The organism is Streptomyces sp. NPDC000348 (genome assembly GCF_042898795.1).
In the GTDB taxonomy this organism is placed as follows: Bacteria; Actinomycetota; Actinomycetes; order Streptomycetales; family Streptomycetaceae; genus Streptomyces.
Window position 1 is genome coordinate 450,453 of sequence record NZ_JBIAZD010000004.1, and the last position, 25,836, is coordinate 476,288.

General features: G+C 73.3%; 21 protein-coding genes and 1 pseudogene. 14 read left to right on the plus strand and 8 right to left on the minus strand.

Features of this window, described 5'->3' with window-relative positions:
- Window positions 1-446: 446 nt before the first annotated feature.
- On the minus strand, window positions 447-668 hold the full coding sequence (locus tag ACFY3N_RS11615; protein ID WP_390816426.1) for a hypothetical protein: 222 nt from the start codon (window positions 666-668) through the stop codon (window positions 447-449).
- A gap of 210 nt (window positions 669-878) precedes the next feature.
- Between ACFY3N_RS11615 and ACFY3N_RS11620 the strand changes: the two are divergent.
- From ACFY3N_RS11620 to ACFY3N_RS11670, 11 genes and pseudogenes are all read left to right on the plus strand, one after another.
- A pseudogene (locus ACFY3N_RS11620) lies at window positions 879-1,266 on the plus strand (transposase family protein); the annotation flags it as partial.
- Between the two features lie 95 nt (window positions 1,267-1,361).
- Window positions 1,362-2,027 (plus strand): class I SAM-dependent methyltransferase, encoded by a 666-nt coding sequence (locus ACFY3N_RS11625; RefSeq protein ID WP_390816427.1) that lies wholly within the window; start codon window positions 1,362-1,364, stop codon window positions 2,025-2,027.
- Window positions 2,028-2,666: 639 nt separating this feature from the next.
- Window positions 2,667-3,971, plus strand: a complete 1,305-nt coding sequence (locus ACFY3N_RS11630; RefSeq protein ID WP_390816428.1) for an MFS transporter — start codon at window positions 2,667-2,669, stop codon at window positions 3,969-3,971.
- A 67-nt stretch (window positions 3,972-4,038) separates the two neighbouring features.
- Window positions 4,039-5,868 carry a gamma-glutamyltransferase family protein gene (locus ACFY3N_RS11635; protein WP_390816429.1) on the plus strand — a complete coding sequence of 610 codons (1,830 nt, stop codon included), beginning with the start codon at window positions 4,039-4,041 and terminating at the stop codon, window positions 5,866-5,868.
- 100 nt (window positions 5,869-5,968) lie between these two features.
- Window positions 5,969-6,814 (plus strand): inositol monophosphatase family protein, encoded by an 846-nt coding sequence (locus ACFY3N_RS11640; RefSeq protein ID WP_390816430.1) that lies wholly within the window; start codon window positions 5,969-5,971, stop codon window positions 6,812-6,814.
- Window positions 6,815-6,916: 102 nt separating this feature from the next.
- Window positions 6,917-8,326, plus strand: coding sequence for a phytoene desaturase family protein (locus tag ACFY3N_RS11645; RefSeq protein WP_390816473.1), 1,410 nt, complete (start codon window positions 6,917-6,919; stop codon window positions 8,324-8,326).
- Complete coding sequence (locus ACFY3N_RS11650) at window positions 8,323-8,835, plus strand: O-acetyl-ADP-ribose deacetylase (RefSeq protein WP_390816431.1); 513 nt, start codon at window positions 8,323-8,325, stop codon at window positions 8,833-8,835. Before ACFY3N_RS11645 ends, ACFY3N_RS11650 begins: the two co-directional genes overlap by 4 nt.
- Window positions 8,836-8,991: 156 nt before the next feature.
- Complete coding sequence (locus ACFY3N_RS11655) at window positions 8,992-9,126, plus strand: hypothetical protein (RefSeq protein ID WP_390816432.1); 135 nt, start codon at window positions 8,992-8,994, stop codon at window positions 9,124-9,126.
- A 679-nt stretch (window positions 9,127-9,805) separates the two neighbouring features.
- The gene (locus ACFY3N_RS11660) at window positions 9,806-11,170 is read left to right on the plus strand and encodes a ricin-type beta-trefoil lectin domain protein (RefSeq protein ID WP_390816433.1); all 1,365 of its coding nucleotides are present in this window, start codon (window positions 9,806-9,808) and stop codon (window positions 11,168-11,170) included.
- Between the two features lie 403 nt (window positions 11,171-11,573).
- Window positions 11,574-15,491 (plus strand): glycoside hydrolase family 2 TIM barrel-domain containing protein, encoded by a 3,918-nt coding sequence (locus ACFY3N_RS11665; RefSeq protein ID WP_390816434.1) that lies wholly within the window; start codon window positions 11,574-11,576, stop codon window positions 15,489-15,491.
- Window positions 15,492-15,529: 38 nt separating this feature from the next.
- Window positions 15,530-16,384, plus strand: a complete 855-nt coding sequence (locus tag ACFY3N_RS11670) for a DUF72 domain-containing protein (protein ID WP_390816435.1) — start codon at window positions 15,530-15,532, stop codon at window positions 16,382-16,384.
- Here ACFY3N_RS11670 and ACFY3N_RS11675 read toward each other — a convergent pair.
- Window positions 16,365-16,721 carry an ArsR/SmtB family transcription factor gene (locus ACFY3N_RS11675; RefSeq protein WP_390816436.1) on the minus strand — a complete coding sequence of 119 codons (357 nt, stop codon included), beginning with the start codon at window positions 16,719-16,721 and terminating at the stop codon, window positions 16,365-16,367. The two genes, ACFY3N_RS11670 and ACFY3N_RS11675, sit on opposite strands and share 20 nt — an antisense overlap.
- A gap of 155 nt (window positions 16,722-16,876) precedes the next feature.
- On the opposite strand from ACFY3N_RS11675, the gene ACFY3N_RS11680 reads away from it, so the two are divergent.
- Window positions 16,877-18,349 carry an AlkA N-terminal domain-containing protein gene (locus ACFY3N_RS11680; protein WP_390816474.1) on the plus strand — a complete coding sequence of 491 codons (1,473 nt, stop codon included), beginning with the start codon at window positions 16,877-16,879 and terminating at the stop codon, window positions 18,347-18,349.
- 22 nt (window positions 18,350-18,371) lie between these two features.
- A complete protein-coding gene (locus ACFY3N_RS11685) occupies window positions 18,372-18,854 on the plus strand; it encodes a methylated-DNA--[protein]-cysteine S-methyltransferase (RefSeq protein WP_390816437.1) in 483 nt (160 codons plus the stop codon).
- Here the strand turns inward: ACFY3N_RS11685 and ACFY3N_RS11690 are convergent.
- The 3 genes from ACFY3N_RS11690 to ACFY3N_RS11700 all read right to left on the minus strand — a co-directional run bounded on the left by ACFY3N_RS11690 (window position 18,851) and on the right by ACFY3N_RS11700 (window position 21,341).
- On the minus strand, window positions 18,851-19,576 hold the full coding sequence (locus ACFY3N_RS11690) for an NAD-dependent deacetylase (RefSeq protein WP_390816438.1): 726 nt from the start codon (window positions 19,574-19,576) through the stop codon (window positions 18,851-18,853). The two genes, ACFY3N_RS11685 and ACFY3N_RS11690, sit on opposite strands and share 4 nt — an antisense overlap.
- 59 nt (window positions 19,577-19,635) lie before the next feature.
- Complete coding sequence (locus ACFY3N_RS11695; protein ID WP_390816439.1) at window positions 19,636-20,139, minus strand: NUDIX domain-containing protein; 504 nt, start codon at window positions 20,137-20,139, stop codon at window positions 19,636-19,638.
- A gap of 128 nt (window positions 20,140-20,267) precedes the next feature.
- The gene (locus tag ACFY3N_RS11700; protein ID WP_390816440.1) at window positions 20,268-21,341 is read right to left on the minus strand and encodes an ADP-ribosylglycohydrolase family protein; all 1,074 of its coding nucleotides are present in this window, start codon (window positions 21,339-21,341) and stop codon (window positions 20,268-20,270) included.
- A 187-nt stretch (window positions 21,342-21,528) separates the two neighbouring features.
- Between ACFY3N_RS11700 and ACFY3N_RS11705 the strand changes: the two genes are divergently transcribed.
- Window positions 21,529-22,647, plus strand: coding sequence for a glycerate kinase (locus tag ACFY3N_RS11705; protein ID WP_390816475.1), 1,119 nt, complete (start codon window positions 21,529-21,531; stop codon window positions 22,645-22,647).
- A gap of 305 nt (window positions 22,648-22,952) precedes the next feature.
- Here ACFY3N_RS11705 and pssA read toward each other — a convergent pair whose 3' ends face one another.
- The 3 genes from pssA to ACFY3N_RS11720 form a co-directional block, all read right to left on the minus strand.
- The gene (gene pssA / locus ACFY3N_RS11710; RefSeq protein ID WP_390816476.1) at window positions 22,953-23,735 is read right to left on the minus strand and encodes a CDP-diacylglycerol--serine O-phosphatidyltransferase; all 783 of its coding nucleotides are present in this window, start codon (window positions 23,733-23,735) and stop codon (window positions 22,953-22,955) included.
- 58 nt (window positions 23,736-23,793) lie between these two features.
- Window positions 23,794-24,450, minus strand: coding sequence for a phosphatidylserine decarboxylase (locus tag ACFY3N_RS11715; RefSeq protein WP_390816441.1), 657 nt, complete (start codon window positions 24,448-24,450; stop codon window positions 23,794-23,796).
- 170 nt (window positions 24,451-24,620) lie between these two features.
- On the minus strand, window positions 24,621-25,835 hold the full coding sequence (locus ACFY3N_RS11720; protein ID WP_390816442.1) for an acyl-CoA dehydrogenase family protein: 1,215 nt from the start codon (window positions 25,833-25,835) through the stop codon (window positions 24,621-24,623).
- Between the last annotated feature and the right edge of the window lies 1 nt (window position 25,836).

Sequence of the window (25,836 nt, forward strand, 5' to 3'; positions counted from 1 at the left end):
GGGCGATGACGCAGACGTACCCGGGGCGGCACCCTGGCCACGGGGCCACGCGCCGACGGGGGCTTCTCGGTGCGGGCGCGGTCGCCGGCGGGGGAGCGGGACGACCGCGGCCGCCGGGGTGCCGTCGTCGCCGGGGAGTCCGCGTGAGGGACCCGATCCGTGTCGCGCTCGTCGACGACCAGGCCCTCGTGCGCGTCCAGCGCGTTCGTTCCACCGAGTGCGCTGCCGGAGTGTCTGAGCCGGGTGGCCCGCCTCGATCCGATCACCTACGCCGTTGAGAGCTCCCGTCGGCTGGTGCTGGGCCGGGATCCCGGTTGGAGCGTGCCGGGTGCCCTTACAACCGGTGCGGCGCTCATGACTCCCGCCGTGCGTGTATCCGTACGCTCTCTCCGGCGACCGTCGAACGAATGGGCATGACTGTCGGGCTCATTGCCCCTTCGGGTCCGTCAGGCATCGAGGATCCGGACGAGCGTACGAGGCGGTGCCTGCAGTTGCTGCGTCCGGTACCCGGCGTCCTCGACGCTGTCGAGCAGGACGTCCTCTCGTGAGGCGTCGACCAGAGCGGGCAGCTCCGCCGCGGCGTGGCGGGCCAGCGCCTCCCGCAGCTCGCGTCCCTTGGCGAGGTGCTCCGGCCCCGGCACCCGGTGCAGCCGGCCCTCGTCGAGCAACTCCTGGTCGCGGCCGAGCCGGTGTCCGTGGACCTGTGCGATGGCGCGCAGCGTCCCGTCGACGCGGCGGGGGGCATGGCCACCATGTCGACCGTGGCGGGGGATCCGTCGCCGCGGGTCCAGGTCACCGTGAGCGGGTGGAGTCCGGTCAGTTTGCGGCGCTCCCCCAGCGCACCGAGCTCGCTGGATATCCCGTCGCCGTACAACCGCGGCATGAACGTCCAGGTCGTCGCGCGTCTCCGGACGGCAGCCCGTTGTGGTTCTCCCACGCCACCCCGGGCCGCACGCACGACCTGACCGCGGCCCGTGCCCACCGCACCGTCCGAGCCTCCTCACCCGGCGGATCCTCGTCCTCGCGGACCGCGCCCACCAGGGCGCCGACGCCACCTTCCGCACCCCGTACTGCCACTACAGCGAACAATCCGAGCACTACCAGCAGTTCAACCGCGACCACGCACGACTCCGAGCCCCCGGCGAACGCGCCTTCGCCCAACTCAAGACATGGCGGCCACTGCGGCGGGCCCGCTGTTCCAACCACCGCGTCGGCACGGCCGTCCAAGCCGTCCACGCACTGCTGACCTGCACATATTCAGGATGAAAACGGTCAGTCATACAGCGGCGGCTCGTGGTGCGTGGCTGAGTTCGCTGGGCCGACGAAAGACTGCGGAGTGCCGTCATGTTCACTGTGACCCCATGGCCTTATTGCCTCGTCTTCAGCGTTTCAACCAGCGGCACCCCTGGAGCCATAACGACCACTACGGCCCGTGGGTCGCCCGTCAGGTTGCCGAGTCCGGGGCCCACGACGTCCTTGATGTCGGATGCGGTACGGGGAACCTCGCCGAACTTCTGCGGCGCCGGGTCGCCACCGTCACGGGGCTCGAGCCCGACCCCCGGACGGCCCGCGTCGCGGCGGAACGCTTCGCCGACGACCCAGCGGTCACCATCGTGGAAGCCGGCTTCGCGGGACGAAACCCCGAGAGGCGCTTCGACGCCATCACCCTGGTGGCCGTCTTGCACCACTTGCCGCTGGTCCCCACTCTGCGAGAGCTGCGCGAGTGTCTCCGTCCGGGTGGGCGCCTCGTCATTGTCGGCTGCTATCGGGAGGCCGGGCGTCTCGACATGCTCGCCGCACTGCCCGCCATGCTGGCGAATCCGGTGATGGGAATGGTCAAGCATCCGACCCGCGCCGATGGGCTGCCCTCACACATGACCGCGCCCACTGCGGCTCCTCAGGAGACTCTCGGCGACATCCGGGCCGCGGCCTCGGCGGAGTTGCCCGACGCCCGCTTTCGGCGCCGTTTGTTCTGGCGGTACAGCTTGGTCTACGACGCCCCCGCAGAGGACAGGACCGATCACTGAATGGGCGTGATGTCCTCAGCGGCACAGCCCTGCCCGCTCGGCCGCCACCAACGCCGGCGCTGCCTGGGAAAGGACCTCCGATCCGGGACGGAGGCCTTTCCGATCTTTCGCGTGCTTGCCGCGTCAGGCGGCGGAAAGTTCCTCGGACAGCGCTGAGAGTCCCTGGGAAGCCCCTGGAGCGGAGAGGTGGACGACGCCTCTGATCCGGGCACTCGGATCGGCCGTCGAAGCATGGCGTAGGGGGCGCAGTCCTCGGGGCGGCCTTGGACCAGCGGGATCACGTGGCCTCGGCGCTGGTGGTCGGGTGGGGGGGACTCACGGAGGTTGCGTCCGAAGCGGGACCGGATCCACACGACGAGCACGTCGAACTGCATCAAGGGGTACGAGGAGGCCGCCGCAGGCACGACGCGGAACGGACCCCGCCCCCCGGGACGGAAGGACCCGATTGATCAGCGGGCCTTCACTCCCTACGCTGTCCAGGTAAGCCTTACCTAACGTGCCCAGCACGTCCGGTGCCCTGCTCCACGACCGCGGTCCGCTGTCCGGACGTGCGCGCCCCGGCACCCCGGACCGAAAGTGACATACGGGTCGATGAGAACGCCACGCTTGCCGCAGCACACGGCCGGGAGCCGCTGAACCATGATCAAGAAGCTCACCGCGGTGCTGCCCGACCTCGCGCCCTGGCGCTCCTCCCGTGACTTCCGTCTCCTGTGGGTGCAGGGGCTGGTCACCTACCTCGGCAGTGTGATGGCGCTGATCGCGCTGCCGCTCCAGATCAAGGAACTGACCGGCTCACCGCTCGCGGTGGGCGCGATGGGCGCCGTCGAACTGGTGCCGCTGGTGGTCTTCGGCCTGTACGGCGGGGCACTCGCGGACGCGGTGGACCGGCGCAAGGTCATCGTGCTCACCGAGGCGGGACTGGGACTGCTGGCCGCCGTCCTGCTGCTGAACGCGCTGCTGCCGCACCCCATGCTGTGGCCGCTGTACGTGGTGGCGGCCGGAGTGGCGGCACTCGCGGGACTCCAGCGCCCCGCCCTGGACTCGCTGCTGGCCCGGATCGTCCCGCACGAGCAGCTCGCCGCCGCGGCCGCGCTGAACGCCCTACGCTGGCAGGCGGGCGCGATCGGCGGACCCGCGCTGGCCGGCCTCGTGGTGGCGTACGCGGGCAACGTCCCCGCGTACGCCACCACCGTGGTCTGCTTCTTCGCGTCGGTCCTGATGTGCCGCCGGCTCTCCCCCGTGCCGCCCGTCGAGCACGCCGCCAAGCCGTCGTTGCGCGGCATCGCCGAAGGGGCCCGCTACGCCTGGTCGAGGCCGGTGCTCCTCGGCACGTACGCGGTGGACCTGGCGGCGATGTTCTTCGCCTTCCCCAACACCATCTTCCCCTTCCTCGCCGACGAACTCGACGCCGACTGGGCGCTGGGCCTGATGTACTCGGCCGGTGCCGTCGGATCGCTGCTGCTCAGCCTGACCAGCGGCTGGGTCTCCCGGACGCGGCGGCACGGCCTGCTGGTGGTGTTCGGCGCCGCCGGCTGGGGCCTGGCCATGGCGGCGGCCGGCTGGACGACGAACGTCTGGCTGGTCCTGATGTGCCTCGGCCTGGCGGGGGCGGGGGACATGCTGAGCGGGCTGGGCCGCTCGACGATCTGGAACCAGACCATCCCCGACCGGCTGCGCGGCCGGCTCGCGGGCATCGAGGTCCTCTCCTACAGCGTCGGCCCCCAGCTCGGCCAGGTCCGCGCCGGGGCGATGGCCGGCTGGACCGGCGCCCGCCCGGCGATCTGGACCGGCGGACTGGCCTGCGTCGCCGCGGTGGGCCTGCTCGCGGCGGCGCTGCCGAAGCTCATCGGCTACGACGCCCGCACCGACGAGGACGCCCGCCGCCGCGCCGACGAGACCGCCGCGGCCGCACCGGACCGCGAGCACGTCGGCGCCGATCGGTAACCTGCTGACCGTTCAAGGCTGAACGGTTCGACGACGTCGCCTGCTCGCGCGAACACCGAGGTGAGACATGCAGTTCACCACCCGCCCCACCCTCCAGGGCACCTTCGGCATGGTGTCCTCCACCCACTGGCTGGCCTCCCAGTCGGCGATGGCCGTGCTGGAGGACGGCGGCAACGCCTACGACGCGGCCGTGGCGGGAGCGTTCGTGCTGCACGTCGTCGAGCCGCACCTCAACGGCCCCGCCGGTGAGGTGCCGATCCTGCTCGCGCCGGCCGGCGGGGAGGTAAGGGTGCTGTGCGGGCAGGGCGTCGCTCCGGCCGGGGCGACCCTCGCCCACTACAAGGGTCTCGGCCTGGACCTCGTCCCCGGCACCGGACCGCTCGCCGCGGCCGTGCCCGGCGCCTTCGACGCCTGGATGCTCCTGCTGCGCGACCACGGCACCAAGACCCTCGCCGACGTCCTGAAGTACGCCGTCGGGTACGCCGAGGACGGGCACCCGCCGGTGGAGCGCGTCGGCGTGACCGTGGAGGCAGTACGCGAACTGTTCGAGACGGAGTGGACCTCCTCGGCCGAGGTGTACCTGCCCGGCGGCCGGGCCCCGCGCCCCGGTGAGCTGCTGCGCAACCCCGCCCTCGCCGCCACCTGGAAGCGGCTGCTCGCCGAGGTCGCCGGGGCGGGGGACCGGGAGGCGCAGATCGACGCCGCGCGGGAGGTCTGGCGGACCGGGTTCATCGCCGAGGCACTGGTCCGGCAGGCCGGGCGCCCGACCATGGACACCAGCGGGGAGCGCCACACCGGCACGCTGACCGCCGCCGACCTCGCCGGCTGGTCCGCCTCCTACGAGGCCCCGGTGACGTACGACTGGAACGGCTGGACCGTGTGCAAGGCCGGCCCCTGGAGCCAGGGACCGGTCCTGCTCCAGCAACTCGCCCTGCTGCCGCCGGAACTGCCCCCCTACGGCTCCGCCGAGTACCTGCACCTGCTGATCGAGGGCTGCAAGCTCGCCATGGCCGACCGCGAGGCCTGGTACGGGGACGCGGCCGAGGTGCCGCTCGACGACCTGCTGTCGGCCGAGTACAACGCCGAGCGGCGGACCGGGGTCGGCCCCCGCGCCTCCCACGACCTGCGGCCCGGCAGCCCCGGCGGGCGCACCCCCCGGCTGAGCGCCCACGCGCGCGTGGTGGCCGCCGAGGACCCCGGTGCCGTCCCGATGGGCGGCGGCGAGCCCACCGTCGCCACGTACCCGACGTCCCCCGTGCCCGGCGAACCCGACGTCCTCGCCGACGGCGGCACCCGCGGCGACACCTGCCACCTGGACGTCGTCGACCGCTGGGGCAACATGATCGCGGCCACCCCGAGCGGCGGCTGGCTCCAGTCCAACCCCGTCGTGCCCGAACTGGGCTTCCCGCTCGGCACCCGGCTGCAGATGACCTGGCTGGAGGAGGGCCTGCCGGGCACCCTCACCCCCGGCCGCCGCCCCCGGACCACCCTCACCCCGTCCATGGCCCTGCGCGACGGGGTGCCCGTCATGGCGTTCGGCACGCCCGGCGGGGACCAGCAGGACCAGTGGCAGCTGCACTTCTTCCTCGCGGTCGCCCTGCGCGAGCCGGTGCGCGGCGGACTCGACCTCCAGGGCGCCGTCGACGCCCCCAACTGGCACAACGACAGCTTCCCCGGCTCCTTCCACCCGCGCGGCATGCGCCCCGGCAGCGTCACCGTCGAGTCCCGCACGGACCCCGCGGTGGTGGCGGAGCTGCGGCGCCGCGGCCACGAGGTGACGGTCGGCGACGCCTGGTCGGAGGGCCGGCTCTGCGCGGTCGCCCGGGACCCGGCCACCGGCATCCTCTCCGCCGCCGCGAACCCGCGCGGCATGCAGGGCTACGCGGTGGGCCGCTGACCCCACGACGCCACGGGCCGGCATCCCGTTTTCATCCCGGTTCCATCCGGAGTACACCGGACGGGCGGGGATTGTCAGTGGCGCGTGCTCTCATGGAGGCATGATCGAGAGCAACGAAACCATCGACGAGTTTCCCGCCCGCTACACCTCCGACGTGGAGGAACTGGTCCGCAAGGCCGCGGCGCAGGAGATCATGCCGCGCTGGCGGCGGCTCGCCGAGCACGAGGTGGACCTCAAGGCCGGTCCGCACGACCTGGTGACGGACGCCGACCGCAACGCCGAGCTGTATCTCACGGACGCGCTCGCCGCCCTGCTGCCCGGCTCGGTCGTGGTCGGCGAGGAGGCGGTGCACGCCAACCCGGCGTCGTACGAGGCGATACGGGCCGGGGCGCCGGTGTGGATCGTCGACCCCGTCGACGGCACCCGCCAGTTCGTGCATGGCGACACCGGTTTCTGCACCCTGGTCGCCCTCGCGCGGGGCGGAGTGGTGCACGCCTCCTGGACCTATGCCCCCGCCCGTGACCAATTCGCCACAGCGGTGCGGGGGCGGGGCGCGCACCTGGACGGCGAGCGGCTGCGCGCGGGCTCCCCGGAACCCGGCCGCGACCTCCGGGTGGCCACCTCCCACCCGGACTACACCACGGACGAGCAGAAGCGCGCCCTGCTCGGCCTGTGGACGGACGGCGTGGCACCCCGCGCCTGCGGCTCGGCCGGACTGGAGTACCTGGCCGTCGCCCGCGGCGAGTCCGACGCGACCGCGTTCAGCTGGGAAGCCGCGTGGGACCACGCGGCCGGTCTGCTCCTCGTGGAGGAGGCGGGCGGCACCCACCTCACGCGCGCGGGTGAGCCCTTCGGCATCAGGGGCGGCAACGCCCTGCCCTTCACCGCGGCCCGCGACGAGGCCACCGCCCGCCGGGTGGTGGGACTGCTGGGGGACGGGGCCTGATGCCGCCCCCCTCGCCGGAGGCCCGGGAGAACCTCGGCGGCCGGGCATATCCTGATCCCGCAGTGGCCGCCGGCTGACAGAAGGAGTCCGAACGTGCCGTCGATGCTCGATGCGGTCGTGGTGGGCGCGGGGCCGAACGGGCTGACCGCTGCCGTGGAGCTGGCCCGGCGCGGCTTCTCGGTGGCCCTGTTCGAGGCGAAGGACACCGTCGGCGGCGGCGCCCGCACCGAGGAACTCACCCTCCCCGGCTTCCGCCACGACCCGTGCTCCGCCGCCCACCCCCTCGCCGTCAACTCACCCGCGTTCCGCGCGCTGCCGCTGGAGCGCTACGGACTGGAGTGGCTGCACCCGGAACTCCCCATGGCGCACCCCTTCCCGGACGGCACGGCGGCCGTGCTCTCCCGGTCGGTCGGGGAGACGGCCGCCTCCTTCGGACCGCGCGACGCCGGCGCGTACCGCCGGCTCGTCGAGCCCTTCCTGCCCAAGTGGGACACCCTGGTCCGCGACTTCATGTCGCTGCCGCTGACCGCGCTGCCCCGCGACCCGGTCACCCTCGCCCGCTTCGGCCTGGTCGGCCTGCCCCCGTCGACGTGGCTCACCCGCCGCTTCCGCGACGAGCGGGCCCGCACCCTGTTCGCCGGCCTCGTCGCCCATGTCATGGCCCCTCTCAGCGGTTTCGCGACCGGCGCCGTCGGCCTGGTCTTCGCCCTCGCCGCGCACGCCCGGGGCTGGCCCGTGGCCCGGGGCGGCTCCCAGGCCGTCTCCGACGCCCTGGCCGCGTATCTCGGGGACCTCGGCGGCAGCGTCCACACCGACTACGAGGTCAAGCGCCTCGACGACCTGCCGCCGGCCCGGGCGTACGTCTTCGACACCTCGCCCACCGCCCTGGCACGCATCGCCGGCTTCGGCAGCCACTACGCGAACTACCGCTACGGCCCCGGCGTCTTCAAGATCGACTACGCGCTGGACGGCCCCGTCCCGTGGACCGCGCCCCAGGCCCGCACCGCCGGCACCGTGCAGATCGGCGCGGACAGCGACGAGATCGCCGCCGCCCTGCACGCCGCCTCCCGCGAGGGCCGCGCCCCCGACGCCCCCTTCCTCATCACCGTGCAGCCCGGTGTCGTCGACCCCACCCGTGCCCCCGCCGGCAAGCACGTCTTCTGGGCGTACGGCCATGTGCCGAACGGCTGGACCGGCGACCTCACCGACGCCATCGAACGCCAACTGGAGCGCTACGCCCCCGGTTTCCGCGACCGCGTCCTGGCGCGCGCCACCGCGGGACCGCCCGAACTCGCCGCCCGCAACGCCAACTACGTCGGCGGGGACATCGCCTCCGGCGCGGTCTCCGGACTCCAGCTCCTGCTGCGTCCCAAACTCTCCCTGTTCCCCTACGCGACCCCGCACCCGGCCGTCTTCATCTGCTCGTCGGCCACCCCGCCCGGCCCCGGCGTGCACGGCATGTCGGGGCACAACGCGGCGAAGGCCGTCTGGAGGAGGCTGCGCCGCCCATGACCACCACGATCACGCTCGTCCGGGGCGACATCACCCGCCAGAGCGCCGACGCGATCGTCAACGCGGCCAACTCCTCCCTGCTCGGCGGCGGAGGCGTGGACGGCGCGATCCACCGCCGGGGCGGACCGGAGATCCTCGCCGAATGCCGCGCCCTCCGCGCCTCCGGGTACGGCAGGGGCCTGCCCACCGGCCGGGCGGTCGCCACCACCGCCGGCCGCCTCGACGCCCGCTGGGTGATCCACACCGTCGGCCCGGTGCATCAGGCCTCAGGCGGTGACCCCGCGCTGCTCGCCTCCTGCTACCGGGATTCGCTCCGCGTGGCGGACGAACTGGGCGCCCGGACGGTCGCGTTCCCGGCGATCTCCACCGGCGTGTACCGGTGGCCCATGGACGACGCGGCCCGCATCGCGGTGGAGACGGTGCGGAACACGCCGACCGCCGTCGAGGAGGTGAGGTTCGTCCTCTTCGACGACCGGGCGTACGAGGCGTTCACCCGGCAGCTCGGCTGACGGAAACCGCGGTGAGTTCGCGGAGAACCGCCCGCGGTGGTGCGGGCGCCGCCCGCCACCGCCGGGGCGGACGTTCCTGATGCCGGCCGCCTGTGAACCCGGCGCCCGTACCGTGCGTCCCCATCAGTGACGCAGCCGACTCACGACGAGTCACCCATGTCCGAGGAGAACCCGCGCACCATGCAGTCAGCACACCGGTATCGCACCGCCGCCCGGACCTTCCCCACCGTCGGCCTTGTCGCCCTGGCCGTCGTGCTGGTCGTCGCCCCTCTCATGCCGTCCGGTACGTAGCGCACCGGCACGGCCACGACCCGGCCGGTCCCACGGACGGAGCCGGGGGACCGGATCGCCGTCCGACGGGGCGGCCGGGTGCTGCGGGACGGGGAAAAGGTGACCAGAAGGGTACGGGCGCGGGCTGGGGGAGTGACATCCCGGACGTTCCGCGGCCACCTGCCCCCGCTACAGTGCCCCCGTGGCCGTGGCCGATCGTTCTCCCCGCGCCCGGCGCCGTACGGGGGACGCTCTCCCGGCGAGCGGGGCCGGGCGGCCCGCCGGCCCCGCTCCGGTCGAGGAGGCCGACGGCATGGTGCTGCCGCACCCGCCGGTGACGACTTCCCCTCTCCGGCCGGGGCGGCTGAGGTGTCCCCGGCCGTCGACGGGGAGAACCCGGTCACCGTGCCCGGCCGGGGTGCCGGCCGGGTGCGGCCGGGGCTCTCCGCCGCCGGGCACGAGCGAACGGACCGGTCCTGCCCACCCGGGCGGATCCCCGGCGGCCGGGAGCCGGGGGTGATCCCCCCCGGACGGCGCCGTGTCCCCACCCCCGGCGGACCGCTCCGGGCGCGGCAGCCGTCCACGCCCGGTGGAGACCGGCGGTGTTCCGGACCACGCACCGCTCTCCGGCCGCAGGGCACCGCGAGCGTGCGGCCGCCCTGCGGCAGACAACCGTGAGACCGAAGGAGAACAACGAGCGATGTCAGGCCAGAACAGATCGGGTGGCGGCGAGTCCGCCCGCCCGGCCGGCACCGACGGCGGACCACCGGTCCGCCGCGCGGTGGTGCTGTCCCCGGTGGGCGACGGCGCGGAGCAGGCCGTGCTGCGGCCCGCGCCGCGCCGTGGCGCGGCCGCCTCGGGTGCCGCCGCCGCGGGGACCGACGGGGCCGGCCGGGCCGAGACGGAAACCCTCCCCGCTGCCCCTGCCCCTGCTTTAGCCGGGTCCGGGACGGCCACGGCCGTGAACGAGCCGGAGGCGCGGGAGAACGAGCCGGACGCACGGGAAGAGGCCGCGGAACCGGCTACGGACCGCGGGGACCGGCCGGAGACGGCGGAGGGCGCCGTCACACCGGCCCGCACCGCCACGCCGGCCCGCACCGCGTCACCGGGCGGCACCGCGGCCCCCCTGTCCGGACTGGCTGCCGCGCTCGGCGGCACCCGCCGGTCCGGCGGGTCCGGGAGGGGGAGCGGCGACGGTGACGGCGAGGACGACGGCGCGCCGGGGCGACCGAAGGCCCCCATGCTGGCCGCCGCCGGGATCGCCGGGGTGATCCTGCTGGCCGTACCGCTGCTGATCATGGCCGGCGACGACCGGGACGAGCGGCCCGGGGGGCACGCCACCGCGGCTGCCGGCTCCCGGGAACTGCTCGACGGTGAGGGGGCGCAGCAGCCGCCGGGCGTGTACGCCGCGGAGCCCCCGAAGGACGGCGCTCCTGCGGACTCGCCGAAGGACGGGGCGGGCGACGGCGAAAAGGACGGGAAGAAGACGGAGGACGCGAAGGAGGAGGGGGAGGACGACGGCAGGGCCTCCCCGGACGACTCCGGTTCCCGCCCCCGCTCCGACTCCGCCGCCGGCTCGGGCCCGCGGGCCGCCTCGCAGGGGGAGAAGGAGGAGGACACGGCGGAGGAGCCGGCCCACCGGACCGAGAGCGGGACGAACAAGACGGTCACCGTCGCCGCCGCCCGGATCGTCAGCGCCGGCACCGGCAAGTGCCTCACCGCGAGTTCCCGGGGGGCCGGAGCGGAACTGGTCATCCAGCCCTGCGGAGCCTCGGAGGGCGCCCAGATCTGGTCCTTCCACGACACCGACAGCACCCTGCGCATCGGCGAGGACCTGTGCATGGGGCTGGACGGCGGATCGGTGGAGAAGGGCACGGCGATCCGGCTGCAGCGGTGCGACGGGTCGAGCGGGCAGAAGTTCAAGATCAACGCCACCGAGGACCTGGTGTCGCTCAAGGCCGGCGACAAGTGCGCCGACGTGTGGTGGGGCGAGGAGGCCAACGGCACGCCGGTCAAGTTGTGGCCCTGCACCGGCACCGCCAACCAGACCTGGCGGCGCGGCTGACCCCGCCCCCGGGCCCGGAGGGCCGCCAATCGCGGCGTCGACGGCGACAGGTCCCGGGCGTTCCCGCACAGCGCGCGCGAACGCCCGGGACCCGGCCCTCCGGTGGACGGACGGAGGGTGAACGGGCGGGTCCTCCGCGGCCGGCACCGGGCCCACGCGGTGGTCACGGAACGGCCAGGGGTGACACACCCCACCGAACCATCAGGACCGAACAGACCCCGACGGGATCATTGCTTCGTTTGTGTTCGAGTCCTAGGGTGTGGCTGGCTCAGTAGTTGCTCCGTCACCCCTGGTTGTGATGTCCCCCCTGCCGTGACGCCCCTTGTCCGGTGGCGTGTTGAGGGGGAGTCCGACGTGCCCTCAGTCCGTGCAGCGCCCTGTCGTACCGAGGAAGGCCACGGTCATGCCGCACCCGCACCCGTCTCCCGCCGGCCGGTTCCCGCACGGGGGACCGCCGGTCGTCAGCCGCCGCCGTCTCCTGGAGTCCGGCGCCGCCGTGCTCGGCGCCCTCGCCCTGTCCGCCCCGCCCGTCGCGGCGCACGCGGCCGGCCGGCGGGCGGCTGCCGACGCGCCCCCGGAGTGGAACGACTTCGGTGTCTTCCGGCTCGGCACCCAGCCGCCGCACACCACGCTCATGCCGTACGCGGACGTGCGCCAGGCCCTCGCCGCCGACCGCACCCGCTCGCCCTACCGGCTGAGTCTCGACGGCACCTGGAAGTTCGCCTACGCCGACCGCCCCGAGGACCGGGACGCCGACTTCCACCGCACCGACACCGACGACGGCGACTGGGACACCGTCCCGGTCCCGTCCGTGTGGCAACTGCACGGCCACGACTTCCCGATCTACCTGAACATCACCTACCCGTACTGGGGTCCCAACGGCCGCGGCGAGAACCCGCAGCCACCCGCCGCCCCGACCCGCTACAACCCGGTCGGCCAGTACCGGCGCACCTTCACCGTCCCGCGCGACTGGACCGGCCGCCGCACCTTCCTCCACTTCGAGGGCGTCAAGTCCGCCCACTACGTGTGGATCAACGGCGAACTCGTCGGCTACGACGAGGACTCCTGCACGCCCTCCGAGTACGACATCACCGACCGCCTGAAGCCCGGCACCAACCAGATCGCCGTGGAGGTGTACCGCTACGCCGACGGCGACTGGCTGGAGGACCAGGACATGATCCGGCTGAGCGGCATCTTCCGCTCGGTCTACCTGTACTCCACCCCGGCCGTGCACCTGCGCGACTTCAAGCTGGACACCCCGCTGAACGACACGTACACGCAGGCCGAACTGGCGGTCACCGCGAGCGTGCGGGCGTACGGCGGCGGCGGGTCCGGCCGGTACACCGTCGAGACCCAGCTGTACGACGCTCGCGGCCACGCCGTCTGGTCCCGTCCGCTCGAGCAGACCGCCGACCTCGGTACGGCCGGCGCCGGCGAGGACGTCACCGTGCGGGCCTCGAAGGCCGTGCCCGGTCCCCGGCTGTGGTCGGCCGAGCACCCCGACCTCTACACGGCCGTCCTCAGGCTCCGCGACCCGGCAGGCGAGGTGGTGGAGACGCTGTCCCACCGCGTCGGCTTCCGCGAGTTCGCCATCCGGGACGGGCTGATGCGCGTCAACGGCCGGCCCGTCTCCTTCCGCGGCACCAACCGCCACGAGATGCACCCGTCCCGCGGCACCGCCCTCACCCGCGAGGACCTGGTCGAGGACATCACGCTCATCAAGCGGATGAACATGAACTCCGTCCGCACCTCGCACTACCCCAACAACCCGCTGTGGTACGAACTCGCCGACGAGTACGGCCTCTACCTCGTCGACGAGACCAACCTCGAGACCCACGGCATCCGTTCCGAGTACCCGGGCGACCACCCCGAGTGGACGGCGGCCTGCGTCGCCCGCGCCCAGAACATGGTCCACCGCGACAAGAACCACCCCTCGGTGGTCATCTGGTCGCTCGGCAACGAGGCCGGCGGCGGCACCACCTTCACCGCCATGCACGACTGGATCCGCTCCTGTGACCCCACCCGCGTCATCCAGTACGAGGGCGACGACCGGCCGGGGATCAGCGACATCCGCTCCAGGATGTACGAGAGCCCGTCGCGCGTCGAGCAGCGGGCGAAGGACACCGCCGACACCCGGCCGTACGTCATGATCGAGTACTCCCACGCGATGGGGAACTCCAACGGCAACTTCAAGAAGTACTGGGACGTCGTCCGCCGTCACGACGTCCTCCAGGGCGGCTGGATCTGGGACTTCGCCGACCAGTCCCTGTACACGCCGGTCCCCGTCCGCACCCTGCTCACCGAGTCCGGGCCGGCCGGGCTGCGCGGCGAGATCCTCTCCACCCGCGGCGGCCTCGACCGCGACAGGGGCCTGTCCGGCATCACGGTCTTCGAACGCCACGACAGCCTCGACCTCACGGGTTCACTGACCCTGGAGGCATGGGTCACCCCCGGCGTGACGGGCTACCACCAGCCCATCCTCACCAAGGGCGACACCCAGTACGCACTCAAACAGACCGGCGCGGCCCTGGAGTTCTTCATCCACGGCGGCGGCCAGTGGGTCACCGCGAGCTGGGCGCTGCCGGGCGACTGGACCGGCCGCGAACACCACGTCGCGGGCGTCTTCGACGCGGACGCCGGCACCCTGACCCTGTACGTCGACGGTGCGGTGAAGGCCACCCGGACCACCACCCGGCGCCCCGGCAGCACCACCGCGCCGCTCGCCCTCGCCTCCGACGCCGACAACCAGACCAGGGAGTTCAGCGGCACCGTCCGCCGCGCCCGCGTCCACGCGCGCGCCCTCACCGCCGCCGAACTGGCCTCGGACGACCGGGGGCCCGGCGACGACGGCGTGCGGTTCTGGTTCGACGCCGCCACCGTCGAGTCCGGGACGAAGCGGCCCGAGGACAGGACGTTCCTCGCCTACGGCGGCGACTGGGGCGACAACCCCAACGACGGCCCCTTCGTCGCGGACGGCATCGTCACCGCCGACCGCGGTCACACCGGCAAGGCCGCCGAGATCAAACGCGTCTACCAGGCGATCAACGCCGCCCGCACCTCCGACGACGGCGACCCCGGTGCCGTCACCCTCACCAACGAGTACCTGTTCACCAACCTCCTCGAGTTCGACGGCCGCTGGGAACTCGTCGCCGACGGCGAGGTCGTACGGCGGGGAAGGCTGACCCGGGACCAGCTGGACGTGGCGCCGCTGTCCGGGAAGGACATCACCCTGCCCGTACGCCTGCCGAAGAACCCGGACCCGGGGGCGGAGTACTTCCTCCAGCTCTCCTTCACCACCAAGGAGCCCACGAAGTGGGCCGGGGCCGGCTTCGAAGTGGCCCGGCAGCAGCTCCCGCTCGACGCCGGGAGCCCGGCCGTGACCCCCGTACCGCTGTCGCGCGTCCCGGCCCTGCGCCACGAGAACCGCGACGACGACATCAGGGTCACCGGCAGGGACTTCTCGGTCACCGTCGACAGGAGCAGCGGCACCATCACCTCCTACGAGGCGAAGGGCACCCGCCTGCTCACCTCCGGACCGGTGCCCAACTTCTGGCGGGCACCCACCGACAACGACCACGGCAACGGCCAGCACACCCGCAACCAGACCTGGCGCGACGCCGGCGCCCGCCGGAAGGTCACCGGCGTCACCGTACGGGCCCTCGGCGACCGGGCCGTCGAGATCACGGTCGGCGGCACGCTGCCCACCACCGTGGAGTCGACGTACACCACCACCTACACGGTGTTCGGCAACGGCGAGATCAAGGTCGACAACACCCTGCACCCGGGCGCGCCGGACCTGCCGTACATCCCGGAGGTCGGCACGCTGCTGTTCCTGCCGCGACGCCTGGACCGCCTGCACTTCTACGGCCGCGGCCCCGAGGAGAACCACTGGGACCGCCGCACCGGCACCGACGTGGGCCGGTACTCGTCGACCGTGGCCGGCCAGTGGACCCCCTACATCCGCCCGCAGGAGAACGGCAACAGGACCGACGTCCGCTGGGCCGCCCTGACCGACGGCGGCGGACGCGGTCTGCTGGTGTCGGGCGAACCCCTCCTGGAGATCAACGCCTCGCACTTCACCCCCGAGGACCTGTCGGCCGGCGTCCGGCACGACTACCAGCTGACCCCGCGGGACGCGGTCGTCCTGCGGGTCAACCACCGCCAGATGGGCGTCGGCGGCGACGACAGCTGGGGCGCGCACACCCACGACGAGTTCAAGCTCTTCGCCGACCGCGACCACGCGTACACCTACCGCCTCCGCCCGCTCACGGACGTGGACGAGGCGATGGCGGTCTCGCGCCGGCCCACGGCGACCGAGTAGGGGGCACACGCGCGGGAGCCCGGGGTAACCGGGCTCCCATGGGTGACATTCTGGTCGGAGCCTGTTCGTGGACGGACCGCATGCTCGTGACGAGCGGCTGGTACCCGCGCGGGCGGCGGGACGCCGAGGGCCGGCTGCGGCACTACGCCTCCCGGCTGCCCGTCGTCGAGGTGGACTCCGGCTACTACGCGCTGCCCAGCCGCCGCAACAGCGAGCTGTGGGTGGAGCGCACGCCGGACGGGTTCCGCTTCGACGTCAAGGCGTTCTCGCTGCTCACCGGCCACCCCACCCGGCCGGAGGCGCTCCCCGCCGACCTGCGGGGCCGGCCGGTGGACGGCGCCCTGCTGGACGAGGTGTGGGGGAGGTTCGCCGAGGCGGTCGGGCCGCTGCGCGAGGCCGGGCGGCTGGGCGCCGTGCTGTTCCAGTTCCCGCCCCGGTTCACGCCCGGGGCCCCGGCCGAGCGGGCGCTGGAGGAGTGCGCGCGGCGCACGGCCGGCTGGCCGCTCGCCGTCGAGTTCCGGCATCCGGCGTGGTGGGAGGCGGGGCGCGCCGAGGACACCCTCGCGCTGCTGTCCGGGCTGGGCGCGACGGCCGTCGGCGTGGACATGGCCCAGGGACTCACCGGCTCCCTGCCGCCCGTCGCGCCGGTCAGCCGCCGCGCCCTCGCCGTCGTACGGTTCCACGGGCGCAGCAGGGACTGGGGGAGGGGCAGCAAGGAGGACCGCTTCCGCCACGACTACGACGTGACCGAACTCGCCGCCTGGGTGCCCCGGCTGCGCCGCGCGGCGGAGCGGACGGACGAACTGCACGTGCTGTTCAACAACTGCTGCGCGGACGCCGCCGTACGCGCCGCCGAGACCATGCGGGAGCTGCTCACTCCGCGGCGTCGCTGATCCCCAGCCGCAGGTGTTCCACGTGGTCCACGGCCTGGTCGAGCAGCCCGGCGACATGGTCGTCGTGCAGCGCGTACACCACGGAGCGGCCCCGGCGCTCGCCGACCACCAGGCCCAGGCTGCGCAGCAGCCGCAGCTGGTGCGAGCAGGCCGACTGCTCCATGCCCACCTCCGCCGCCACCTCCGTGGCCGGGAGCGGGCCCTCGCGCAGCCGGGCGAGGATCAGCAGCCGGGAGGGCGTGGACAGGGCCTGGAGCGTGGTGGCGACCTTCGCGACGTTGTCCGCGTCCAGGCGCGCCCGCGCCGCGGCCCCCTGCCGCTCGGCGCCGCGGGCCACGAGGGCTCCACCGTGCTGGTCGGACTGAACGGGCTGCGGCTGCTCCGCGAGTCGGCATGGCGATCCGGACAGCCGCAGGACACGTGACGTCGATGTCGGATTCCCGCCGGACCGGGGTACCGGCCGTGCCCGATCCTTGAGGCATGCAGAAGGGGATGCACACCGACACCGAGCGCTGCGTGCGCGCCGTGCGGTCGAAGGACGCGCGGTTCGACGGCTGGTTCTTCACCGCGGTCCTGACCACCGGCATCTACTGCCGGCCCAGCTGCCCGGTGGTCCCGCCCAAACCCGGCAACATGGTCTTCCACCCGAGCGCGGCGGCCTGCCAGCAGGCCGGATTCCGGGCCTGCAAGCGCTGCCGCCCCGACACCAGCCCCGGCTCGCCGGAGTGGAACCTGCGGGCCGACGCGGTGGCCCGCGCCATGCGGCTGATCGCCGACGGCGTCGTGGACCGCGAGGGCGTGCCCGGTCTCGCCGCCCGGCTCGGCTACAGCACCCGGCAGGTCGAACGCCAACTCCTCGCCGAGCTGGGCGCGGGGCCCCTCGCGCTCGCCCGCGCCCAGCGCGCCCGGACCGCGCGGCTGCTCATCGAGACCACGGACCTGCCGATGGCGCAGATCGCCTTCGCGGCCGGCTTCTCCTCCATCCGCACCTTCAACGACACCGTCCGCGAGGTCTACGCGCTCGCCCCGGGCGGCCTGCGCGCCCGGGCCCCCAAGAACGCCTCCTCCCGCACCACCCCCGGAGTGATCTCCCTCCGCCTGCCGTTCCGCGCCCCGCTCAACCCCGACAACCTCTTCGGCCACCTCGCCGCGACCGCCGTACCCGGTGTGGAGGAGTGGCGGGACGGCGCCTACCGGCGCACGCTGCGCCTGCCGTACGGGCACGGCGTCGTGGCGCTCGCCCCGCGCCCCGACCACATCGCCTGCCGCCTCACCCTCGGCGACCTCCGCGACCTCACCGTCGCCATCAGCCGCTGCCGCCGCCTGCTCGACCTGGACGCCGACCCGGTCGCCGTCGACGAGCAGCTGCGCGCGGACCCGGTCCTCGCCCCCCTCGTCGACAAGGCACCCGGCCGCCGCGTGCCGCGCACGGTCGACGCGGCGGAGTTCGCCGTCCGGGCCGTCCTCGGCCAGCAGGTCTCCACGGCCGCCGCCCGCACCCACGCGGCCCGCCTGGTCAGCGCGCACGGCACACCCGTGGACGACCCCGAGGGCGGCCTCACCCACCTCTTCCCGTCCCCCGGGGCACTGGCCGAGCTCGACCCCGAAACCCTCGCCCTGCCCCGCGCCCGCCGCACCACGTTCACCACTCTCGTACGCCGGCTCGCCGACGGAGACCTCCACCTGGGGGCCGACAGCGACTGGCCCGAGACCCGCGCCCGGCTCCTCGCCCTCCCCGGCTTCGGCCCCTGGACGGCCGACGTCATCGCCATGCGCGCCCTGGGCGACCCCGACGCCTTCCTCCCCACCGACCTCGGCATCCGCCGCGCCGCCCGCGAACTGGGCCTGCCCTCCACCCCGGCCGCCCTCACCGCACGCGCGGCGGCCTGGCGGCCCTGGCGGGCGTACGCGGTCCAGTACCTGTGGGCGACGGACAGCCACCCCGTCAACTTCCTGCCGGAATGAAGGAACGAGGTACTCCCCGCCGATGAGGCAGCACACCGTGACCGACAGCCCCTACGGCCCCCTGACGCTCGTCGCCGACGACGGCGTCCTGTGCGGCCTCTACATGACCGGCCAGCGCCACCGCCCGCCCGAGGAGACCTTCGGCATTCCCGACGACACTCCCTTCGTCGAGGCGCGGGAGCAGCTCTCGGCTTACTTCACGGGAGAGTTGAAAGAGTTCACCCTCGAAATGCGCCTGCCCGGAACCCCGTTCCAGCGCCGCGTCTGGGACCAGCTGACCCGCATCCCGTACGGCGAGACCCGCACCTACGGCCAACTCGTCGACGCGCTCGGCAACTCGAAGGCATCCCGCGCGGTCGGTCTCGCCAACGGCCGCAACCCGGTCGGCATCATCGTCCCCTGCCACCGCGTCATCGGCGCGAGTGGCGGCCTCACCGGATACGGCGGCGGCCTGGAGCGGAAGCGGCGCCTGCTGGACTTCGAACGCGCGGCCGCCCTGTTCTAGGCGGCGAACCGGCGCAGCAGCCCGGGCAGCGAGGTGCCGATCGGCTCGCGGATCACCTCGTCGGCGAGATCGTCGTACGGGGTCGGCTCCGCGTTGACGATGATCAGGCGGGCCCCGTGGCCGGCGGCCACCTCCGCGAGCCCGGCGGCGGGGTGGACCTGGAGACTGGTGCCCACGGCGACGAAGACGGTGCACGCCTTGCTGATCGCCGCCGCCTCGCCCAGCACCACGGGATCGAGATGCTCACCGAACATCACCGTCGCCGGCTTGAGGACGCCGGCGCACTCCAGACACGGCGGATCGTCCTCACCGGCCTCGACCCGTGCCAGGGCGTCCTCCATCGAACCCTGCGCATGGCACTTGGTGCACACCACGCTCCGTACGGTGCCGTGGAGTTCGAGCACCTTGCGGTCCGGCATGCCGGCGAGCTGGTGCAGTCCGTCCACGTTCTGGGTGATCACCCGCACCGGCACCCCGGAGCGCTCCAGCTCGACCACGGCGCGGTGTGCGGCGTTCGGCTCGACGGCGAGCGCGAAGTTCTCCCGCCGCGTCAGCCAGGAACGGCGGCGGATCTCCGGGTCGCCCATGTAGTACTCGTACGTCACCAGCTTCTCGGCCTCGGGATCGCGGCGCCACAGTCCGTTCGGTCCGCGGTAGTCGGGGATACCGGAGTCCGTACTGACACCGGCACCACTGAGAAGGGCGACGAGGGGCTTGCTCATGCGGCCGAGGGTAGGCCGCCGGGCGCCGGTGCGGCGAGCGGATATCGCCCCGCGCCGGCTCAGCGCACCCGGTGCCCGTCCTCCAGCTCCGCGGTGCCCGAGCCCTCGGCGAGGACGTCCAGCGCGGCCGGCACCCGGCGGCCCAGGGAGCCGTGGAGGTACTCGGCCAGTTCCCCGCGCGGCACCAGCCGCCAGGACAGCAGCTCCGACTCCTGCAGCCGGATCGCCGCGAAGTCGTCCGCGCCGAGCACGCCGCCGTCGTACAGGTACGCCACCAGCGGCGGCCGCCCCGGCCCCCGCACCCAGTCCACCGCCAGCAACCGGCCCGGCTCCCGGTCCAGCCCGATCTCCTCGGCCGTCTCCCGCCGCGCCGCCTCGCGCGGGCTCTCCCCGTCGTCCGACTCGATCGTGCCGCCGGGGAGCGCCCATCCCTCCCGGTAGTTCGGCTCGACGAGCAGCACCCGCCCCTCCTCGTCCCGGAAGAGGGCGGCGGCGCCGGCGAGGACACGGGGGAGGGAGGCGATGTAGGCGGCGTAGTCCTGGACGGGCTGAGTGGTGGTCATGGGGGGAAGGGTACGGCGGCGCGGGACCCGCGTCCGGCGCCGGCCGGGTGCCCCGGGCCGGGCGCACGGCGGCACACGCCGTCCCACGACCGCCACGGAACGGCGCGCGCTCCGGGGCACGGGCCGGGTCAGGCCTCCACCCGCGCCAGCCGCAGCGTGCGTTCCGCCAGTTCGCTGATCCGGACCCCGTCGAAGCCGAAGACGGCGCTGCGCACCGTGTCCTGGAGGGGGTCCTTCCACTGGGCGGGGATGGCCGTGGCGCCGCACAGGACGCCCGCCACCGAGCCCGCCGTCGCGCCGTTGGAGTCGGTGTCCAGGCCGCCGCGCACGGTCAGGGCGACGGTCCGGGTGAAGTCGCCGTCACCGTGCAGCAGGCCGGCGGTGAGGACGGCCGCGTTCGGGACCGTGTGGATCCAGCCGAGGCCCGCCGTCTCCTCCGTGAGCGTGGTGAGCGTGTCCTCCCAGGCCAGCCCGGTGTCGTGCAGGGAGGCCACCCGGCGCACGGTACGGGCGAGGCGGCTGCTCGCCGGGATCACCGTCAGCGCCTCGTCCACCGCGTGCCGCACGGTGGGCGCCGTGAACGCCGCCGAGATCAGCGCCGCCGCCCACATCGCGCCGTACACGCCGTTGCCGGTGTGGGAGAGCACCGCGTCCCTGCGGGCCAGGGCGGCGGCGCGGCGCGGGGCGCCGGGGGAGGTCCAGCCGTGGACGTCGGCGCGGATGAGGGCGCCGATCCACTCCTGGTAGGGGTTGTCGTAGGTGGCCGTGAGCGGGGGTTTGAGGCCGTTCGCGAGGTTGCGGTAGGCGGCCCGTTCCGCCGTGAAGGTCTGGAGGTACGGCAGCCGCAGCAGCCACAGGTCGCCGACCTGCTCGGTGGTGAAGGCGAAGCCGTGGGTCTCCAGCAGGTCGAGGCCGAGGATCGCGTAGTCGACGTCGTCGTCGCGGCAGCTGCCGTGGATGCGGCCGCGGACGCAGGACCGCCACTCGGGGCGCAGGTCGAGGCCCTCGCTCTCGGTCGGTGGCCCGGGGAGGTAGTCGGTGAGGGGGAGGGCGTCCGTCCGCCGCAGGTAGCGGTCGATGCGTTCGCGCGTCCACACCTCGCCCTGCTCCACCGGTTTGCCGAGCATGTTGCCCGCGATCCGGCCCAGCCAGCCTCCGAGGATCCGGTCGGCGAGTCCCGGTTCCGTGTCCACAGCGCTCATGGCGGTCATGGGACCGGTCTACCCGGTTCGGGGGCGTTTCACGGGCTGGGCAGGGCATGGCGGCCACCGTGACCGCCGGTTAAGGTCGCAGCGGCGCGACTGGCCTTGACACGTGTGCGGGGCCCGGAGGACGAGGGGAATGCAAGTGGCGGACGCTGCAGGGAGCGGCACTCGTACGACGCGGCGGGTGCTCGTCGCCGCGGACAAGTTCAAGGGGTCGCTGACGGCCGTCGGGGTCGCCGAGCGGGTGACGGCCGGACTGCGCCGGATCGTACCGGACCTGGAGGTCGAGGCGCTGCCGGTGGCCGACGGCGGCGACGGCACCGTGGCCGCGGCGGTCGCGGCCGGGTTCGAGCGGCGGGAGGTACGGGTCGCCGGCCCCCTCGGGGACGAGGTGACCGCGGCGTACGCGCTGCGCGGTGACACCGCCGTCGTGGAGATGGCGGAGGCGAGCGGGCTGCAGCGGCTGCCGGCCGGCGTCTTCGCGCCGCTCACGGCGTCGACGTACGGCTCCGGGGAGCTGCTGCGGGCCGCGCTGGACGCGGGGGCGCGGAGCATCGTGTTCGGGGTGGGCGGCAGTGCCACCACCGACGGCGGTGCGGGCATGCTGTCGGCGCTGGGCGCGCGGTTCGTGACGGCGGACGGTGAGCCGGTGACGCCGGGGGGCGGGGGACTGGCCGAGCTGGCGTCCGCCGATCTGTCCGGGCTGGACCCGCGGCTGGCGTCGGTGGAGCTCGTGCTCGCCAGTGACGTCGACAATCCGCTGACCGGGCCCAAGGGCGCGCCGGCGGTGTACGGCCCGCAGAAGGGGGCCGCACCGGAGGACGTGGAGACGCTGGACGCGGCGCTCGCGCACTTCGCGAAGGTGCTGGAGGGGGCGGTGGGGCCGAAGGCCGCGGAGTACGCCGCGTCCCCCGGCGCGGGCGCGGCCGGCGGCATCGGCTACGGCGCGCTGCTGCTCGGGGCCGGCTTCCGTCCCGGCATCGAGGTCATGCTGGACGTGCTCGGGTTCGCGCCGGCGCTGGAGCGGGCGGATCTGGTGATCACGGGGGAGGGGTCCCTGGACGAGCAGACGCTGCACGGCAAGGCCCCCGCGGGCGTCGCCGCGGCGGCGCGTGCGGCGGGCAAGGAGGTGGTCGCGGTGTGCGGGCGGCTCGCGTTGCCGCCGGAGGTGCTGGGACGGGCGGGGATCCGGCGGGCGTACGCCCTGACGGACCTCGAGCCGGACGTGGCCGCGTGCATCGCCGACGCGGGGCCGATCCTGGAACGCACGGCGGAACGGATCGCACGGGACTTCCTGAGCTGACGCGGGGGAGTTTTCCGCCCCCGCCGCCCCTTCCCGTCCCCTCCCCGGGGGCCGCGCCCCCGGGCCCCTTCCGGCCCCGGACGGGCCGGGCCGGCCCGGCGGTCCCTCCTCAGGTGACCGAGTCGGGTGGTGGGTGGGCACGGGCCGGGGGCCCGGGGCGGAGTCCCCGGCAGGGCCGCACTCACACCGCGTACACGGGGGCGCGGGCCGGGGGCGGAGCCCCGGCGAGGCCCGCACCCACGCCGGGGACAAGGAAAAGGGCCCCGAACCCTGCCCGGGTCCGGGGCCCCACCACACCGCACGCGTTACGGCACCTGCGCCGCCCGCGCCTCGCGACGGTTGTCGCGGAAATTGTTCACCCGCCGCGCCGTGGCGAACAGCGGGATCACCGCCCCCATCACCAGCTGCAGCGCACACCCCGTCTGCAGCAGCAGCTGACCGCTCGGCGCGTCGAACGCCCAGGCCGCCAGCAGGCCCATCGACAGCACGATCCAGGAGAGCATGGCCACCGCGAGGCGGCCCCGCGGCTTCGGGTACTCCACCCGGCTCACCATCAGCCACGCCGTGCCCAGAATCGCCAGCAGCGTCGCCACGAACGGCAGCTCAAGGAGCACGATCGAGACGACGGTCAGCGCGCCGAACGGCGACGGCATGCCCTGGAAGGTGCCGTCCTTCACCGTGACGCAGGAGAACCTGGCCAGCCTCAGCACCACCGCCAGCAGCACCACGATCGCCCCGACCGCGGCCACTCTCTGGTGCGCGTCGTCCGCGACCATGCCGTAGACCAGGACGAAGTACGCCGGCGCCAGGCCGAAGCTGATCAGGTCGGACAGGTTGTCCAGCTCCGCGCCCATCGGCGAGGAGCGCAGCTTGCGCGCCACCAGGCCGTCGAACAGGTCGAAGACCGCCGCGCACAGCATCAGGATGACGGCGGTGGCCGCGCTGTGGCGGGCCATGCCGGTCTCCTGACTGCCCTGGAGGTGCGGGATCAGGATGCCGGTGGTGGTGAAGTACACCGCCATGAAGCCACAGGTGGCGTTGCCCAGGGTGAGGGTGTCCGCTATCGACAGACGGAGCGAGAGGGGCATCTCCTCCTCGTCGTCCGCCTCGTCGGCCTCCGGTACCCAGCCGGCCTGTGTCTCGGGATCAACCACGGTCAATGCGAGTCACCCCAGCCACGGTCTTCTGACCGACCTCGACGGCCACCTCCACGCCCTCCGGCAGGTAGATGTCGACGCGCGAGCCGAAGCGGATCAGACCGATGCGCTCGCCCTGCTCGACCTTGGTGCCCTGGGGCACGTAGGGGACGATGCGGCGGGCCACCGCGCCGGCGATCTGGATCATCTCGATGTCGCCGAGCTCGGTGTCGAAGTGCCACACGACGCGCTCGTTGTTCTCGCTCTCCTTGTTGAAGGCGGGAACGAAGCCACCGGGGATGTGCTCGACCGACGTCACCGTGCCGGACAGCGGGGCCCGGTTCACGTGGACGTTGAGCGGGCTCATGAAGATCGCGACGCGGGTGCGGCCGTCCTTCCACGGCATGATGCTCTGCACCACACCGTCGGCGGGGGAGATGACCCTGCCCTGGGCGATCTCGCGCTCGGGGTCGCGGAAGAACCACAGCATCCCCGCCGCCAGCGCGGTGGCGGGGACGGCGACGGCCTTGGCGGCACCCGAGCGGCGGGCGCGCAGAAGGCTGACGGCTGCGGTGGCGACGGTCGGCAGAAGCCACGGCGATGCTCCGCGCGCGAGGCGTACGCCGGCGAGGCTGTCGCGGTGTGCAGAGGTTTGGCTGTGGGGCATGGATGACCTTCGTAGCGGATGATGCCGCGCACTTGCGGGGGACGGCGGCTTTCCGGCGATCGTAGCGGCTCCGGGCCGTAACTGGGTAAGCCAGTCAGCCGAGTCGGCGGCCGAAGAGTGCATACGGGGTGTGATCCTCTTCTCCAAGAAAGCACCCCGTATCCGGACATCTAACCCTGGAATCGATACTCTTCGAGCAGTCGGCGGCCGATGATCATTTTCTGGATCTCGGCGGTGCCTTCACCGATCAGCAGCATCGGCGCCTCCCGGTAGAGGCGCTCGATCTCGTACTCCTTGGAGAAGCCGTAACCGCCGTGGATCCGGAAGGCGTCCTCCACGACCTCCTTGCAGTATTCGGAGGCGAGGTACTTCGCCATCCCTGCTTCAAGGTCGTTTCGTTCACCGGAGTCCTTTTTGCGTGCCGCGTTCACCATCATCGCATGCGCGGCCTCCACCTTGGTAGCCATCTCCGCCAGCTTGAACTGGATGGCCTGGTGCTGGGCGATCGGCCTGCCGAAAGTGTGCCGCTGCTGGGCGTACCGGACGCCGAGCTCGAAGGCGCGCCGAGCGACGCCGCAGCCACGCGCCGCCACATTGACGCGGCCCACCTCGACCCCGTCCATCATTTGGTAAAAACCTCGGCCGGTGGTCCCGCCGAGCACCCGGTCGGCGGGAATCCGCAGGTCGTCCATGATGAGCTCGGTCGTGTCGACGCCCTTGTAGCCCATCTTGTCGATCTTGCCGGGGATGGTCAGGCCGGGGCGGACCTCGCCGAAGCCCGGCTCCTTCTCCACCAGGAAGGTGGTCATCGACCTGTGCGGCGCCGCGGCCGTCTCCGAAGGGGAGTGACCCTCGTCACTCCGCACCAGAACGGCCACCAGTGACGACGTGCCGCCGTTCGTCAGCCACATCTTCTGGCCGTTCAGGACGTACTCCTCGCCGTCCCTCACCGCCTTCGACGTGATCGCCGACACATCGGAGCCGAGGCCCGGCTCCGACATCGAGAAGGCGCCCCGGACGTCGCCGGCCGCCATCCTCGGCAGGAAGTGGTCCTTCTGCTCCTGCGTGCCGTGCTGCTTGAGCATGTACGCCACGATGAAGTGCGTGTTGATGATGCCGGACACCGACATCCAGCCGCGGGCGATCTCCTCCACGCACAGCGCGTAGGTGAGGAGCGACTCGCCCAGACCCCCGTACTCCTCGGGAATCATCAGGCCGAACAGGCCGAGCTCCCTCAGGCCGTCGACGATCGCCTGCGGGTACTCGTCGCGGTGCTCCAGCTCGGTGGCGACCGGGATGATCTCCTTGTCCACGAAGTCGCGGACGGTGGAGAGGATCTCCTGCTGGACGTCGGTCAGACCGGCGGTCTGGGCGAGTCGCGCCATG